The organism is Faecalibacterium prausnitzii (genome assembly GCF_019967995.1).
Classification (GTDB): Bacteria; Bacillota; Clostridia; order Oscillospirales; family Ruminococcaceae; genus Faecalibacterium; species Faecalibacterium prausnitzii_E.
The window spans coordinates 1-13,524 of the sequence record NZ_CP065377.1; the positions used below are offsets into that span (position 1 = coordinate 1).

Here is a 13,524-nt window from a genome sequence, read left to right on the forward strand (position 1 = left end):
ATGGATTCTTTCAAGGACGTTTTAGAGGCCGCGCAGGCGTACTGCAAAACGCAGATGGCCGAGCCGACCTATAATCTCTATATCGATGGCCTGGAGCCCATCAGCTTCGAGGACTCAAGCCACATCACCCTTTCGGTGCGGAACGACTTCATCTGCAAGATCGTGACGGACCGCTACCTCGGCCTGCTCAAGGAAGCCTTCAAGACCGTGCTGGGCTTTGATGTGGACATCACCCTCGTGGTGCCCAGCACCCCGCCGCATGAGGTCGTGCTGGCGCAGCAGTACGAGGCGAACCCCGCCTCCCCGCAGGGCAACTACGAGTTCACCTTCGAAAACTTCATCAAGGGCCCGTCCAACCAGTTTGCGTTTGCTGCTGCGCAAGCGGTCGCGGCCAACCCTTCCGGCGCCTACAACCCGCTGTTCATCTACGGCGGCTCCGGTCTGGGCAAGACCCATCTGCTGACAGCCATCCAGACCGAGATCAAGCGCACCCACCCCGATTTCGTCATCATGTACGTGACCTGTGAGCAGTTCACCAACGAGCTGATCGCCGCCATCCGCGCGGGCAGCACCGAGGACTTCCGGATGAAGTACCGCGTGGCCGACCTGCTGCTGGTGGACGATATCCAGTTCATTGCGGGCAAGGAGTCCACCCAGGAAGAGTTCTTCCACACCTTCAACTCCCTGCACGACGCCCACAAGCAGATCGTCATCGCATCCGACCGCCCGGCCAAGGAGATCAAGAGCCTGGAAGAGCGCCTGCGCACCCGCTTTGAGTGGGGCCTGACCGCCGATGTCCAGCCGCCGGATTTCGAGACCCGCGTGGCCATCGTCAAGCGCAAGGCCGAGCTGCTCCACCTTGACCTGCCCGAAGATGTGGCGGAGTTCATCGCCAACCACCTGAAGAACAACATCCGCCAGCTGGAAGGCGCAGTGAAAAAGCTCAACGCCTACTACATGCTGGAGGGCATCCAGCCCGTCATCAGCGTGGCGCAGAATGCCATCAAGGACATCCTGAACGAGACCCAGCCGGTGCCCGTGACCATCGAGAAGATCGTGGGAGAGGTGTCCCGCACCTTCAACGTCTCCCCCGCCGACATCCGCGGCACCAAGCGGAACGCCAACGTCGCTTCCGCCCGCCGCGTCGCCATCTACATCCTGCGCGAAGTCACCGGCATGAGCATGGAGGAGATCGGCCGCGAGTTCTCCGGCCGGGACCACTCCACCATCGTCTACTCCCTCAAGACCATGGAGCGGGACATGAAGAACGACCAGCACCTGCGCGAGACGGTCAGCGACATCATCAAAAACGTCAAGGCGTAAACCCGAAGAATACTGCAAAAGTCATACTATTTCAGGCGGCAAACCACCAAATAAGGGAGAAAAAGGGGCCTTCCGGGGAAAACTGGAACAAGATGTTGTGGCAAAGGGGCGGATCTTTCCACTCTTTCCACAGAGTTTTCAACATTTAACACCCACAATCCACATCGGATGTGGAAAGAAACCGCCGACCACACGATTCAACACTTCTTCCACGACCCATTCACAACCCCGTGGAAAACCCCTGCCCCGCATGAAACCAGACACTTTCCGACTTTTCAACATCTTCCCCACCCCCTACTACGGTTACTACAACAAGTTCAATATACAGAAGACGGTTTTGCAGCCATTCCATGCGAAAGACTTCCTGAATACACGAATCCAAAATAAGGAGAGACGATAGATTGAACATCATCTGCGATAAGACCCTGCTGAGCGCAGCCATCGACGGCGTTTCCAAAGCCGTCACCCTCCGCTCCACCATCCCCGTGCTCGAAGGCATCCTGCTGAAAGCCGAAGGTTTTCAACTGACTTTGACCGGCTACGACCTCGAAATGGGCATCGTGACCACCATCGAGGCCAATGTCAAGGAGCCCGGCGAGATCGTGCTGAATGCCAAGCTGCTCAGCAGCATGGTCAGCCGGATGCCCTCCGGTCAGATCACGATCCAGTCTGCCGAAAACGGCAAAACCACCATCCAGAGCGGTGTGGCCCAGTTCGAGATCCAGTCCATGTCGGCCACCGATTTCCCGGAGCTGCCCAACACCGGCGCCGAGGAGACCCTGAACATCCCCACCGGCGTACTGCGCGATATGATCGACCGCACCCTCTATGCCGTCAGTCAGGATGAGAAAAAACCTGCGCATACCGGTGAATTATTCGAGATCCTGCCCGATAAACTGACCGTGGTGGCCCTGGACGGCTACCGTCTGGCCATCGTCGAGCGCCCGGTCAAGGCCGTGAAGGACATCCGGATCATCGTGCCCAGCAAGACCATGAACGAGGTCTCCCACCTGCTGGCCAACGACGACGAGGAAGCCGTCCACATCTGTGCCAACCGCCGGTATGTCGTCTTCATGACCGCCGGTTACACCATCATGAGCCGCCTCATCGAGGGCGAATTCCTCAACTATCACAATGTCATCCCGGACGGCAGCCGCACCCGTGTGACGCTGGACACCAAGGAATTTATCGAGACCATCGAGCGCGCGTCCCTGATTATTACAGAGCGTCTAAAAAATCCCCTCCGCATCAGTTTTACAGAGGGTAAAGTCGTGGTCCGCTGCCAGACCAATCTGGGCCGCGTTGTGGACGAGTTCAATGCCAAATGCGAAGGTGACGATGTGGAAATCGGCTTCAACAACCGCTATCTGCTGGATGCGCTGCGGAATGCCCGCACCGAGCAGGTCCGGCTGGAGATCAGCGGCCCGCTGAGCCCGGTCAAGGTCCTGCCCGCCGAGGGGAACGACTTTTTGTACCTCGTCCTGCCCGTCCGTTTCAAGAACGATTGAGAGGCGTAATATGCAAAAAATTCTCATCCATACGGAATTTATCAAGCTGGATGCCCTGCTGAAATATGCGGGCCTGTGCGAGACCGGCGGCGAAGCCAAGGAGCTGGTGCAGAACGGTGCCGTCAAAGTGAACGGCGAAGTCTGCACCATGCGGGGCAAAAAGTGCCGCGCCGGAGATGTCGTCGAACTGGACGGCCAGAGCGTGACCATCGGCCAGGGACAGTAAACCATGCGTCTGCTCTCACTGGAAGTTCAAAATTATCGCAACATCGCCTCGGCCAGCCTGACGCCGGGCCGGGAGCTGACCGTCATCTGCGGCAACAACGGCCAGGGTAAGACCAACCTGCTGGAAGCCATCTGGCTACTGACCGGCGGAAAGAGCTTCCGGGGCGGCAAGGACGCCGAACTGGTGCGGCGGGGCGAACCCTTCGCCGTGCTGGAAGCGTCCACCCTCCGGGCACAGCAGGAAGAGCAGGAACCGGACACGCCGAACCGCGTCCGGATGACCATCGGAATGCCGGATTCCGCCCGGCCGGGGCGGTACGCCGCCGTGAACGGTGCCCCGCCCAAACGGGCGGCGGCATTGGCAGGCAGCTTTCCGGCCGTCGTCTTTGACCCCGGACACCTGAGCCTTGTCAAAGGTGCCCCGGAGGGACGCCGGAAATTTCTGGATGCTGCCTTGTGCCAGCTCTACCCCGGTTACCTGACCATCTACCGCCGCTATGTCCGGGCATTGCAGCAGAAAAATGCGCTGCTGCGCCATTCCAGCACCACGCCGGAACGGCCCTACGCCGAAAAGACGGCCCTGCTGGAAGTGCTCAACACCGAGCTTGCTATGCAGGGCGAGGCCATCCAGCGGCGGCGGCGGGCCTACCTGGAACAGCTGGGCCCCCTCGCCTGCGCCAACTACGCCGAGCTTTCCCATGGAGCGGAGCGGATGGAGCTGCGCTATGCGGCCCAGTTCGAGCCGGGCGGTTTGGCCGCTCTGCTGCGGGCCCGGCAGAACGAGGAACTGCGGGCCGGGCAGAGCCTTTGCGGCCCCCACCGGGAGGACCTGGAACTTCTTCTGGACGGTCAGCCTGCCAAAGTGTTCGCCAGTCAGGGACAGCAACGCAGCGTGGTGCTGAGCCTGAAAATGGCCGAAGCTGCTGCCGCAGCGTCCATCACCGGCGAACACCCGGTGCTCCTGCTGGACGATGTGCTCAGCGAACTGGACGACGGCCGCAAGCAGTATCTGCTGACCCGGATGCGGGAAAAGCAGACCTTCGTCACCAGCTGCGACGATACCGCCTTCCTCAAGACGGACGGCGAGGTCTACCGCATGAACGGCGGGGTGCTGACCAAACTGTAATTGGCACTCTCACAATCACAGTGCTGAAACTGGAGATAATACGAAATGTATATTCATCTGGGGCGCGACTATGTCCTGAACGACCGGGACGTCATCGGCATCTTCAATCTGGAGACGACCACCATCTCCCCCCGCGGGCGGGAATTTCTGAACTACGCCCAGAAGAACGGCGCGGTGGTCAGCCTTTCGGAAGAACTGCCCCAGTGCTATGTGCTGGCCGATGCACCGGTGGATACCGTGTATCTTTCGGAGCTGTCCAGCGCTGCGATGAAAAAGAGAACGGAAGCGCCGTTCTGAACGGCCCGGCTGTGAAAATGAGCCGAAGGCAAAATGAAATCAACGAATCCGGCCTGCCGGAGGCTCCCGCTTTGGGGAGCCGGCATTGCAGTGCAATGCCGGAAAAGCAGGCCATTCAAATCTAACGATAAAGGGAGAAAGGATATGGCAGAGGAAATCATCACCAGCACCAACGCGGAAACCGCAACGGACCACGAGTATAACGCCAGCGAGATCCAGGTCCTGAAGGGCCTGGAGGCTGTGCGCAAGCGCCCCGGCATGTATATCGGCTCGACCGGTGAGCGGGGCCTGCATCATCTGGTCTACGAGATCGTGGACAACGCCATCGACGAGGCTCTGGCCGGTTACTGCGACCACATCGAAGTCAAGATCCTGAAGGACAACATCATCCAGGTCACCGACAACGGCCGCGGCATCCCCGTGGATATCCAGGCGGATACCGGCCTGCCCGCTGTCACCGTCGTCTATACCATCCTCCACGCCGGCGGCAAGTTCGGCGGCGAGAACTCCGGCTACAAGGTGGCCGGCGGCCTGCACGGCGTCGGCGCATCGGTCGTCAACGCCTGCTCTGAGTGGCTGACCGTCAACGTCCGCCGCGACGGCCACGAATATGAGCAGACCTTCCGCCGCGGCGACCCGGACGGCCCCCTGAAGTGCATCGGTACCGTGGAGCCGGGCGTCACCGGCACCCGCGTCACCTTCAAGCCGGACCCGGAGATGTTCAAGGATACCACCGTCTACAACTTCGAGACACTGGAAAAGCGTCTGCGTGAGGAGAGCTTCCTGAACGCCGGTGTCAAGATCACCCTGACCGATGAGCGCGAGCTGTACACCCCCGTTCTGGAGGACGGCCAGGAGGGCGACCCCTGCTACCGCACCGAGGTCATGTGCTACGAGGGCGGCATCAAGAGCTTCGTCACCTACCTGAACGAGAAGCGGAACCTCGAAGTTCTGCATCCCAACGTCATTTATCTCAAGGGGCAGACCGACCGCGGCATGGCCGAGATCGCATTGCAGTACAACTCCAGTTACAACGAGCTGGTGCTGAGCTTTGCGAACAACGTCAACACCCCGGACGGCGGCACCCACGAAGAGGGCTTCCGCACCAGCCTGACCCGTGTCTTCAACGACTACGGCCGCAGCCACGGCCTGCTGAAGGACAAGGATGAGAACCTGTCCGGCTCCGATGTCCGCGAGGGCCTCATCTGCGTCATTTCGGTCAAATTGCAGGAGGCCGAGTTCGAGGGCCAGACCAAGGCGAAGCTTGGCAACACCGAGATCCGCACCCTCGTCTCCAACATGGTCTACACCAAGCTGATGGAGTTCTTTGAGGAGAACCCCGGCGTGGCCAAGGCTATTTTCGAAAAGGCCACCCAGGCCGCCCGCGCCCGCGCCGCTGCCAAAAAGGCACGCGAACTGGTCCGCCGCAAGAGTGCGCTGGAGACCAGCCGGATGCCCGGCAAGCTGGCCGACTGCCGCGAGAAAGACCCCTCCCGCACCGAGATCTTCATCGTCGAGGGCGACTCTGCAGGCGGCTCGGCCAAGATGGGCCGGGACTCGGCCATCCAGGCCATCCTTCCCCTCTGGGGCAAGATGCTGAACGTCGAAAAGGCCCGTGCCGACCGCATCTACGGCAACGATAAGCTGATGCCGGTCGTGCTGGCGCTGGGCTGCGGCATCGGCGAGGAATTTGATATCTCCAAGCTGCGGTATGACAAAGTCTTCATCATGGCCGATGCCGATGTCGATGGTTCGCACATCTGCACCCTGATGCTGACCTTCTTCTTCCGCTATATGCGCCCCCTCATCGAGCAGGGCCATGTCTACGTTGCCCAGCCGCCCCTGTTCAAGGTGCAGAAGGGCAGCACCATCAAGTATGCCTACAACGACGCCGAGATGGCCGTGCTCTCGCAGGAAATGCCGGGCGCAAAGGTCAACCGCTATAAGGGCCTTGGTGAGATGAACCCGGAACAGCTCTGGGAGACCACCATGAACCCCGACAACCGCGTCATCGTGCAGATCACCATTGAGGATGCCGAAAAGGCCGACGAAGCCTTCACCATCCTGATGGGCGACCAGGTCGAGCCCCGCCGCCGCTTCATCGAGGCGAATGCACAGTATGCAAAGCTGGATGTCTGATATCCCTCTCAGGCGCTGACGCGCCAGCTCCCCCTAAGGGGGGGAGCTTATCGGCAAAAGATAAACGTTCCCTTCTCACGCAAAAAAGCTCGCCCTTTGGGAGAGCTGTCAATGCCGCAGGGCATTGACTGAGAGGGTTGATCCTACGGAGGAAAAAATGGAAGAAGATTTTGTGATGATACCGGGCAGCGGTACCAAAAAGATCATCCGCGACGTCAAGAAAGAGATCGAGACGGCGTTCCTGGACTACTCCATGTCGGTCATCGTGTCCCGTGCGCTGCCCGATGTGCGCGACGGTCTGAAGCCGGTCCACCGCCGCATTCTGTACACCATGCACGAGCGCGGCAACGACCCCAGCCATCCCTACCGCAAGTCGGCGGATACCGTCGGTGCGGTGCTGGGCTCCTACCACCCCCACGGCGACGCATCGGTCTACGATGCCATGGTCCGTCTGGCGCAGGATTTCTCGCTGCGCTATCCGCTGGTGGACGGTCAGGGCAACTTCGGTTCCGTGGATGGCGACCCCCCGGCTGCTTACCGTTACACCGAGGCCCGCATGAGCCGGATGGCCGTCGAGATGCTGACCGATATCGACAAGGATACCATCAACTGGGACCCCAACTTCGATGAGACGAAGAAGGAACCCAGCGTTCTGCCCTGCCGCTTCCCGAATCTGCTGGTCAACGGCAGCCAGGGCATCGCGGTCGGCATGGCCACCAACATCCCGCCCCACAACCTGAGCGAGGTCATCGACGGCTGTGTGGCATATATCGAAGACCCGGACATCGACCTGCCCGGCCTGATGGAGCATATCAAAGGCCCGGACTTCCCCACCGCCGGCATCATCATGGGCCGCAGCGGCATCCGTGCTGCCTACGCCACCGGCCGCGGCAAGATCACCCTGCGCGGCCGTGCCACCATCGAGGAAAAGAAGAACGGCCGCGCCCAGATCATCGTGACGGAGATCCCGTACATGGTCAATAAGGCGCGCCTCATCGAGAACATTGCAGACCTCGTTAAGGACAAACGGATCGAGGGCATCAGCGACCTGAACGATGAGACCAACCGCAAGGGAATGCGCATCGTCATCGACGTGCGCAAGGACGCCAATCCCCAGGTCGTCCTGAACCAGCTGTACCAGTACACCCAGCTGCAGGATACCGTGGGCGTCATCATGCTGGCCATCGACCACAAGGTGCCGAAGGTTCTGACCCTGAAGCAGATGATCCAGAAGTACGTCGAGTTCCAGGATGAGGTCGTCCGCCGCCGGACCCAGTATGACCTGAAGAAGGCACGGGAGCGCGCCCACATCCTCGAAGGTCTGAAGAAGGCCACCGACATCGTGGACGAACTGATCGCCACCATCCGCGCCTGCAAGGGCGGCATGAGTGAGGCCAAGACCGCCATCATGGAGCGCTTCGGCTTTGATGACCCGCAGGCCGACGCCATCGTGAAGTTGCAGCTGGGCCGTCTGGCCGGTCTGGAGATCCTGAAGATCGAGGAAGAGCTGGGTGCTTTGCAGGCTAAGATCCGGGATTGGGAGGACATCCTGTCCAATGACGCCCGTGTGCTGGAGATCGTCAAGAATGAGCTGCTGGAGATGAAGAAGCGCTTCGGTGACGAGCGCCGCACCGAGATCGAGACCGTGAACGGCGAAGTGGACATCGAAGACCTCATTGCCGAGGAGCAGTGCGTCTATACCCTGACCGAAGCCGGTTATATCAAGCGCCAGCTCAAGGCCACCTATCAGGCCCAGAAGCGCGGCGGCCGCGGCATTTCCGGCATGACCCGCAAGGAAGAAGACATCGTGCAGGAGATGTTCGTCGGTTCCACCCACGATTATGTCCTGTTCGTCACCGACCGGGGCCGTCTGTTCCGCATCAAGGGCTACACCATCGCCGAGGGCAGCCGCACCAGCAAGGGAACCAACATCGTGAACCTGCTGCAGCTGGCGGAAGGCGAAAAGGTCACGAACATGATCTGCCAGAGCAAGGACGCAGAACAGGAGGGCGGCTTCGTGACGATGGTCACCAAGCAGGGCCTCATCAAGCGCACCCCGCTGGAACAGTACGCCAACATCCGCCGTTCCGGCCTGATCGGCATTGCCCTGAACGAGGGCGATGCGCTGGCCTGGACCCGCCTGACCACCGGCCACGATATGCTCATCGTCGCCACCCGCAACGGCCAGGCCATCCGCTTCAACGAGGAGGATGCCCGCCCGATGGGCCGCAGCGGCCACGGCGTCCGTGCCATCAAGCTGGCCGAGGGCGACGAGGTCGTCGGCGTCTGCATCTGCCGCGAGGGCGCGACTGTCCTGACCGTGACCGAAAACGGCAAGGGCCGCCGCTCCGAGATCGACACCTACCGCATCACGGCCCGCGGCGGCAAGGGCATCCGCAACTACGATGCGTCCAAGGATAAGGTCGCAGCCGTCAAGATCGTCGATGATGTGGACGATATCCTGCTGAGCAGTCAGGAGGGCATCATCATCCGCTTCCATGCCGACTCCATCCCGGTGCAGAGCCGCTATGGCTCCGGCGTCCGCGTCATGCGCCTGGGAGAGAGCGACAAGGTCATGGTCCTGGCCCGTACCGACCACGACGACGAGGCCCAGACCGCAGCCATTGAGGCGGAGGAGGGCGATGAACCCACCGCCGAGCAGCTGGCCGCGATGGAAGCTGCCGACGAGGCCTCGGCTGCGGAGACCCCCGAAGCAGACCCTGAAAATTGAGCACGAAGCCCGGAAGGCTTCGGCCTGAGAGGGAAAGTTAGTCTGGACTTCGCCCAGAACGTGTGATAAAATAACCAAACAATCACAAATCCCATGGGGGAGTAGCAGGCGCTGTTTGCAGACGGCGCAGCAAGTCAACACAATGGCCGCCGGTCGCGGTCTGGCTTGCTTTCATTTGCGAGACTCATGTGTTTTGGTGCGAGTACCACGCCCAACACATGGAGTCCGGAAGTAGAAAATGACCCGGAATCGGACGTGTACGCGCACCGATTCCGGGTTTTGTTTTTGCCGCACCAGATTCCGGTCCGATTTAGGAGGCATGTTTGTATGGAATGGAATTTCTTGTTTTTCTTCAACAGTGTATTGCTGGGCGTGGGCCTTGCCATGGATGCGTTCTCGGTCTCGATGGCGAACGGCCTGCACGACCCCAAAATGTCCGTCAGGAGGATGTGCATCATCGCGGGCACCTTCGGTGTGTTTCAGGCAGTCATGCCCATGACGGGCTGGGTCTGCGTCCACACCATTGTCGAGCTGTTCTCGTCCTTTGAGATGTTCATCCCATGGATCGCCCTCATCCTGCTGGCGTACATCGGCGGCAAGATGCTGTTGGAGGGCATCAGGGGCGAAGAGACCGAGGAGGCCATTGAGCTGAGCGCCGGTGCCCTCTTCGTGCAGGGCGTGGCCACCAGCATCGACGCCCTTTCCGTCGGCTTCACCATCTCGGAGTACGACTGGACGATGGCGCTGGCGGCATCTGTTATCATCGCCGCAGTCACCTTCGTCCTCTGCATGGCCGGTCTGCACATCGGCAAACAATTCGGCACCAAGCTGGCCGGCAAGGCATCCATTCTGGGCGGCGTCATCCTCATCGGCATCGGTCTGGAGATCTTCCTCACCGGCGTCCTTTGACGGAAACGTTTTCACTGAGCCTTGTGTTCGTAAAAAGATCTTTCGCACAGGCGCCGCAGCACGGCCTCCTGCATTTTCGGCACAGTGGCCAAGAAATGCAGGGGGCCTTTGGATGAGCTGCTGTGTTTTTTGCCGGTTCGTGCGCAATTTCTGCGGCTTTGAGAAAACGGCAAAGTTTCTTTGCTGAAATTTCGTACAAAGAAACGCAGCCCGGCCGTTTTTTGGTGCAGATTTCGCTTGCAAAACCTCCGGAGATTTGATATGCTCAGGGCAGAGAACAACATTTCCAACAATGGTTGGAAATGTTGAAATACCAGACCGTTCAAAGGAGGTACCGAATATGGCAACCAATATGAGCCGCCGCGTTTTTCTGAAGTGTGCAGGTGCTGCTGCGCTGGCTGTGACTGCATCCGGCATCTTCGCAGGATGCTCCCCATCGGGCGGGGGATCGAAAGACACCGTATACGGTGTGGGTGAGTCCACACAGATCAATGGAGTGAACGTAAAGCTGCTGGGCTATCGCCAGGATAAGATTTCGGGCATGGTCGGGAACTATGCAGGAAAAACGTTCATCACCGTGTGCATCGGGCTGGAAAATCAGTCGGAGCAGACGGTCAAGATGGGAAATACCACGGAGACCGAACTGGCCGAGGTGCTGAAGGCAATCTATAACAACCAGTATGAGACGCTGGGCAAGAGCGATTTCAAGATGACGTCGGACAGCGGCAAGATCGGCCATGCGGAGATCGGTTATCTGACGGACGAGACCGGCCTGAAGAGCTACGGTGTGCGGGATAACCTGAACCCGAAGGAGACGGGCTGCATCAAGATCTATGCGGTCGTTCCGAGCAACTGGGAGCAGATCGGCATCCAGTATACGCCGTACTTTGCCCAGCACGAGACCCGCAGCTTTGTGCTGAACCGCGCCAACGACAAACTGTAACCATGCCTACGGCCCTTCCCCCAGGGCCAGGCGTTTTCTCCGACCCCACAGAAAAAGGACCCGCGCCGCAGAGTGAATGCCCTGCGGCGCGGGTCCTTTTGTGGTTGAAGCGCAAGTTTTATGGTTCCGGTTCAAAATAGTCGGCGTATTCCTCGGTGAGCTTGGAGCCAAGCCGCCGGATGCCGCCGTAGAGGTGCCGCTCCACCAGCGGCTCAAATGCGGCCATGTCGCAGCGCTCAATGGCGTCGATGAGGTTGGTGTGGTCTGCGATGACCTCGGCCAGCCCGCCGCTGGTGATGGTGTCCAGCATCCGGAACCGGCTGTAGTCGGCGTGGGCGTTCTGCAACGTCCGCCAGAGGTACATCTTCCCCATGGCGGCAAACCAGGTCTCGTGGAGCAGGCGGTCGGCCTCGTACAGACGGTTGAAGTCCGGGTGCTCGGCATGGGCCAGAGCCTCGTAAGCAGCGGCCCGCTTCCGGATGAGCGCCCGCTGTTCCGGAGTGCACCGGGGCGAAAAATCCCGCAGCACACGGGCCTCCACGGCGGTGCGCTCGTAGATCAGCTCCTCCACGATCTCGCGGTTCAGCCGGGTGACGGTGGTGCCCTTGTAGGGCACGATCTTCACCAGCCCGTTTTCCTGCAATTTCTGCAAAACGACCCGGATGAGCGACCGCGGTGCCCCGAACCGGGTGCAGAGCGGGTTCTCGCTCAGCGAGCTTCCGGGGCGGATGGTCAGGTCGATGATCTCCCGCTCCAGCACATCATAGATCGCGGCGTCTGTTTTGTACGTTTGTTGTTCCATAGCTTCGTTCCCCAGACAACAAGGCCCGGCTGTGTTCAAGCCGAAGGCGAAAAAATAGAGTGGACCGACCTGCCAAAGGCGGATGCTAAATGTTCCATGGCGCGGTCTCCGGCTTTTCCAATGCGAACTCCATCGGCTCCCCGGTCTCCGGGTGCAGAAAACAGAGCCGTGCGCTCTGCAGTGCAATGGTTCCCTTGAAATGACTGCCGTATTTGCCGTCGCCCCAGAGCGGATGCCGCCGGGAGGCGAACTGCACCCGGATCTGATGGGTCCGCCCGGTGTGGAGGGTGATGTCTGCAAGGCTCAGGGTTCCGTTCGAGGCGGTGATGCGGTATTCGAGCACGGCTTCCCGCACCCCTTTGCGCGGGCGGCTGACCGGGAAGACCCGGCCCTTCCGGCTGTCCTTGAACAGATAGTCCCGCAGGATGCCGTGTTCCGGCAGCGTTTCGTCCGGTGCTCCGGCAAGGACGGCCCGGTACTGCTTGGTGAAGACCGGTGCGGGCAGCGTATTTTGGGTGGGTGCAGCCCGGCCGTCCAGCACGGCGTAGGCTTCCTGGCTCTGGGTGATCTGCCGTGTCAGCGCGGCGGCGGCCTTCGGAGTCCTGGCACAGACCATCAGGCCGGACACACCGGTGTCCAGCCGGTGCACGATGCCCACATAGGCGTCCGGCTGCCCCCACAGTTCCCGCAGCCGGGCGGGCAGGCCGGCCTCACTGGACAGGCCTGCCGGTTTGTTCACGACCACAAGGGCCGCATCCTGATAGAGGATCACAGTCTGCCCTCGTCCAGCAGGGCCTTCAGCTTGAGCACGCCTGCCACAGTCTTGCCGTCCTTGATCTCGCCGCTCATGACCATCTCATAGGCTTTTTGCAGCGGCACACGGTCGGGCGTCAGGAACTCGTCGGCGTCCAGGTGCATGTGGGTCTCCTTCAGGCCGGTGGCCACCCAGGTGTAGATGACCTCGGTGTCGTAGCCCACGGTGGGGTAAAATTCGCCCAGCGAGGTGTAGTGCTCGGCGGTCAGGCCGCATTCCTCTTCCAGTTCGCGCCTGGCGGCTTCAAAGGGGTCTTCGCCCGCTTCCAGCTTGCCGGCGGGCAGCTCCCACAGCTCCTGCTGCATGGCATAGCGGAACTGGCGCACCATGCAGATGGTGCCGTCCTCAAAGTAAGGCACGATGCAGGCACCGCCGTGGTGATGCACCACTTCGCGGGTGGCGGTCTTCCCGTTCTCCAGCAGGGCGGTGTCCTTAGTCAGGGTGATGACCCGGCCCTCGAAGAGCACCTCGCTGGTCAGTTTCTTCTCAAAATGTGCTGCGTCCATCGTTTCTGCGTCCTTTCTGAACGAGCCGGAGCCTGCTCCGGCCCGGATAAATCACTGGTTCCAGTTTACGGCATTTCCTGTACGATTGTCAATTCAAAATTAAGGAAAAGTTAAGAAAAAATCGCTCCATTGGCCAAAAACTTAAAATTCTGCAAGAATGAATCCCACCAAAAACACAAGCGTAAAAAACCAACAAAAAAA

Annotated in this window: 13 protein-coding genes; 9 read left to right on the forward strand and 4 right to left on the reverse strand. The window is 60.2% G+C overall.

The window, feature by feature from the left end; translation table 11 throughout:
• Positions 1-1,323: a chromosomal replication initiator protein DnaA gene (gene dnaA / locus I5P96_RS00005; RefSeq protein ID WP_005929139.1), complete on the forward strand. Its 1,323-nt coding sequence runs from the start codon at positions 1-3 to the stop codon at positions 1,321-1,323.
• 220 nt (positions 1,324-1,543) lie between these two features.
• Here dnaA and I5P96_RS14155 read toward each other — a convergent pair whose 3' ends face one another.
• On the reverse strand, positions 1,544-1,675 hold the full coding sequence (locus I5P96_RS14155; RefSeq protein WP_255535672.1) for a hypothetical protein: 132 nt from the start codon (positions 1,673-1,675) through the stop codon (positions 1,544-1,546).
• A gap of 49 nt (positions 1,676-1,724) precedes the next feature.
• Here I5P96_RS14155 and dnaN point away from each other — a divergent pair, with 49 nt between their 5' ends.
• The 8 genes from dnaN to I5P96_RS00045 all read left to right on the forward strand — a co-directional run bounded on the left by dnaN (position 1,725) and on the right by I5P96_RS00045 (position 11,201).
• The gene (gene dnaN, locus I5P96_RS00010) at positions 1,725-2,831 is read left to right on the forward strand and encodes a DNA polymerase III subunit beta (protein WP_097791276.1); all 1,107 of its coding nucleotides are present in this window, start codon (positions 1,725-1,727) and stop codon (positions 2,829-2,831) included.
• A gap of 10 nt (positions 2,832-2,841) precedes the next feature.
• Entirely contained in the window at positions 2,842-3,057 is a 216-nt protein-coding gene (locus I5P96_RS00015) for an RNA-binding S4 domain-containing protein (RefSeq protein ID WP_097791275.1), read from the forward strand.
• 3 nt (positions 3,058-3,060) lie between these two features.
• Positions 3,061-4,182 carry a DNA replication/repair protein RecF gene (gene recF / locus I5P96_RS00020; protein ID WP_223382644.1) on the forward strand — a complete coding sequence of 374 codons (1,122 nt, stop codon included), beginning with the start codon at positions 3,061-3,063 and terminating at the stop codon, positions 4,180-4,182.
• 45 nt (positions 4,183-4,227) lie between these two features.
• Positions 4,228-4,479, forward strand: coding sequence for an extracellular matrix regulator RemB (gene remB, locus I5P96_RS00025; RefSeq protein WP_223382645.1), 252 nt, complete (start codon positions 4,228-4,230; stop codon positions 4,477-4,479).
• A gap of 144 nt (positions 4,480-4,623) precedes the next feature.
• Positions 4,624-6,618, forward strand: a complete 1,995-nt coding sequence (gyrB, locus tag I5P96_RS00030) for a DNA topoisomerase (ATP-hydrolyzing) subunit B (RefSeq protein WP_097791272.1) — start codon at positions 4,624-4,626, stop codon at positions 6,616-6,618.
• A 157-nt stretch (positions 6,619-6,775) separates the two neighbouring features.
• On the forward strand, positions 6,776-9,349 hold the full coding sequence (gene gyrA, locus I5P96_RS00035; RefSeq protein ID WP_097791271.1) for a DNA gyrase subunit A: 2,574 nt from the start codon (positions 6,776-6,778) through the stop codon (positions 9,347-9,349).
• A 327-nt stretch (positions 9,350-9,676) separates the two neighbouring features.
• Positions 9,677-10,258, forward strand: a complete 582-nt coding sequence (locus I5P96_RS00040) for a manganese efflux pump MntP family protein (RefSeq protein ID WP_223382646.1) — start codon at positions 9,677-9,679, stop codon at positions 10,256-10,258.
• Between the two features lie 340 nt (positions 10,259-10,598).
• The gene (locus I5P96_RS00045) at positions 10,599-11,201 is read left to right on the forward strand and encodes a hypothetical protein (protein ID WP_223382647.1); all 603 of its coding nucleotides are present in this window, start codon (positions 10,599-10,601) and stop codon (positions 11,199-11,201) included.
• Positions 11,202-11,319: 118 nt separating this feature from the next.
• Here I5P96_RS00045 and I5P96_RS00050 read toward each other — a convergent pair whose 3' ends face one another.
• The 3 genes from I5P96_RS00050 to I5P96_RS00060 all read right to left on the reverse strand — a co-directional run bounded on the left by I5P96_RS00050 (position 11,320) and on the right by I5P96_RS00060 (position 13,323).
• Positions 11,320-12,003, reverse strand: a complete 684-nt coding sequence (locus I5P96_RS00050) for a GntR family transcriptional regulator (RefSeq protein WP_223382648.1) — start codon at positions 12,001-12,003, stop codon at positions 11,320-11,322.
• An 85-nt stretch (positions 12,004-12,088) separates the two neighbouring features.
• A complete protein-coding gene (locus I5P96_RS00055; protein ID WP_223382649.1) occupies positions 12,089-12,775 on the reverse strand; it encodes an RluA family pseudouridine synthase in 687 nt (228 codons plus the stop codon).
• The gene (locus I5P96_RS00060; RefSeq protein ID WP_097791266.1) at positions 12,772-13,323 is read right to left on the reverse strand and encodes an NUDIX domain-containing protein; all 552 of its coding nucleotides are present in this window, start codon (positions 13,321-13,323) and stop codon (positions 12,772-12,774) included. Before I5P96_RS00060 ends, I5P96_RS00055 begins: the two co-directional genes overlap by 4 nt.
• Positions 13,324-13,524 lie beyond the last annotated feature (201 nt).

Coding starts and splice junctions, on each gene's coding strand:
- dnaA (WP_005929139.1), top strand. CDS start 1: ATGGATTCTTTCAAGGACGTTTTAGAGGCCGCGCAGGCGTACTGCAAA.
- I5P96_RS14155 (WP_255535672.1), bottom strand. CDS start 1,675: ATGGAATGGCTGCAAAACCGTCTTCTGTATATTGAACTTGTTGTAGTA.
- I5P96_RS00015 (WP_097791275.1), top strand. CDS start 2,842: ATGCAAAAAATTCTCATCCATACGGAATTTATCAAGCTGGATGCCCTG.
- recF (WP_223382644.1), top strand. CDS start 3,061: ATGCGTCTGCTCTCACTGGAAGTTCAAAATTATCGCAACATCGCCTCG.
- remB (WP_223382645.1), top strand. CDS start 4,228: ATGTATATTCATCTGGGGCGCGACTATGTCCTGAACGACCGGGACGTC.
- gyrB (WP_097791272.1), top strand. CDS start 4,624: ATGGCAGAGGAAATCATCACCAGCACCAACGCGGAAACCGCAACGGAC.
- gyrA (WP_097791271.1), top strand. CDS start 6,776: ATGGAAGAAGATTTTGTGATGATACCGGGCAGCGGTACCAAAAAGATC.
- I5P96_RS00040 (WP_223382646.1), top strand. CDS start 9,677: ATGGAATGGAATTTCTTGTTTTTCTTCAACAGTGTATTGCTGGGCGTG.
- I5P96_RS00045 (WP_223382647.1), top strand. CDS start 10,599: ATGGCAACCAATATGAGCCGCCGCGTTTTTCTGAAGTGTGCAGGTGCT.
- I5P96_RS00050 (WP_223382648.1), bottom strand. CDS start 12,003: ATGGAACAACAAACGTACAAAACAGACGCCGCGATCTATGATGTGCTG.
- I5P96_RS00060 (WP_097791266.1), bottom strand. CDS start 13,323: ATGGACGCAGCACATTTTGAGAAGAAACTGACCAGCGAGGTGCTCTTC.